The organism is Streptomyces murinus (genome assembly GCF_002154555.1).
Classification (GTDB): Bacteria; Actinomycetota; Actinomycetes; order Streptomycetales; family Streptomycetaceae; genus Streptomyces; species Streptomyces murinus.
On sequence record NZ_MUNF01000606.1, the window covers coordinates 1 to 1,717 of the forward strand.

The 1,717-nt window shown below is 74.2% G+C and carries 2 protein-coding genes; both read left to right on the plus strand.

The window, feature by feature from the left end:
- Window positions 1-990 (plus strand): MFS transporter (locus CCN72_RS31105; protein ID WP_086811428.1); only part of this gene is annotated, 990 nt, incomplete at its 5' end.
- A partial coding sequence (locus CCN72_RS31110) for a putative hydro-lyase (protein WP_086811430.1) occupies window positions 987-1,717 on the plus strand: 731 nt, incomplete at its 3' end. The genes CCN72_RS31105 and CCN72_RS31110, both read left to right, overlap by 4 nt.

The window sequence follows — 1,717 nt, forward strand, 5'->3', positions numbered from 1 at the left end:
ACGGTGCTCACCTACGCGGTGTTCACCGTGGCCTGCGGCTTCGCGCCGGACTTCGAGACGCTGCTGGTCTTCCGCGCGCTCCAGGGCCTCGGCTTCGGCGGGGAGTGGGCGGTCGGCGCGATCCTGGTGGCCGAGTACGCCTCCGCCCGCCACCGGGGCCGTACCCTCGGCGCGGTCCAGAGCTCCTGGGCGGTCGGCTGGGCGCTGGCCGCCGTCGTCTACACGCTGGTCTTCTCCTTCGCGGGCGACGACCTGGCCTGGCGGGTGATGTTCTGGACCGGCGCGCTGCCCGCGCTGCTGGTGCTGTGGCTGCGCCGCCGGGTGCACGACGCGCCGGTGGCCCTCGCCGCCCGTGAACAGGACCCGCGCCGCGGCTCGTTCACCGCGATCTTCCGGCCGGGCCGGGCCGGCGCCCCGGGTCTGCTGCGCACCACGCTGCTGGCGAGCCTGCTGTCCACGGGCGTGCAGGGCGGCTACTACACGCTGGCCACCTGGGTGCCCACGTATCTGAAGTCCGACCGCGGTCTGTCGGTCGTCGGCACCGGCGGCTATCTCGCCTTCCTCATCTCCGGCGCGTTCCTCGGCTATCTGACCGGCGGCCACCTCACCGACCGGCTCGGCCGGCGCGCCACCATCTGGCTGTTCGCGCTGCTGTCGGCGGTGTGCGTGCTGGCGTACGCGCACATCCCGCAAGGTGCCAACACCGTGCTCCTGGTGCTGGGTTTCCCGCTCGGGTTCTGCATGTCGGCCATCTTCAGCGGCTTCGGCTCCTACCTCAGCGAGCTGTATCCGACGGCGGTGCGCGGTACGGGACAGGGCTTCACCTACAACACGGGCCGCGCGGTGGGCGCGGTCTTCCCCACCCTGGTCGGCTTCCTGGCCGACAGCTGGGGCGTCGGCGGCGCGCTGGTCTTCGGCGCGGTCGGCTACGGGATCGCGGCACTGGCGCTGCTCGGGCTGCCCGAGACGCGCGGGAAGGAACTGGCATGACACGGGCGCAGCGCACCGCGGACCGTCCCGTCACCACCCTCGACGAGCGGGCGCCCGCCTGGAGCCCGCGGACCGCGCGGGCCCGGTTCCGCGCGGGTCTCGCCGGCCCCACGGCCGGGGTCGCGGCCGGGCACACCCAGGCCAATCTGATCGCGGTGCCCGCCGACTGGGCCTACGACATGCTGCTGTTCTGCCAGCGCAACCCCCGGCCCTGCCCGGTGCTCGACGTCACCGACGCCGGCTCCCCGACGACGGTGCTCGCCGAGGGCGCCGATCTGCGCACCGATCTGCCGCGCTACCGGGTGTGGCAGGACGGCGAGCTGGTCGCGGAGCCGACCGACGCGCGGCCCCACTGGCGCGGGGACCTGGTGGCGTTCCTGCTCGGATGCAGTTTCACCTTCGAATGGGCGCTGAGCCGGGCGGGCGTGCCGATCCGCCATGTCGAACAGGGCCGCAATGTGCCGATGTACGTCACCGGGCGCCCGTGCCGCCCGGCGGGCCGGCTGAGCGGGCCGATGGTGGTGTCCATGCGGCCGGTGCCGCCCGAGCGGCTCGGGGCCGCGATCCGGGAGAGCAGTCTGCTGCCGGCCGTGCACGGCGGGCCCGTGCACTGCGGGGACCCGGCGGGGCTCGGCATCGCGGACCTGGACCGGCCGGATTTCGGCGACCCGGTGACCCTCCAGGAGGGCGACATCCCGGTGTTCTGGGCGTGCGGGGTGACCCCGCA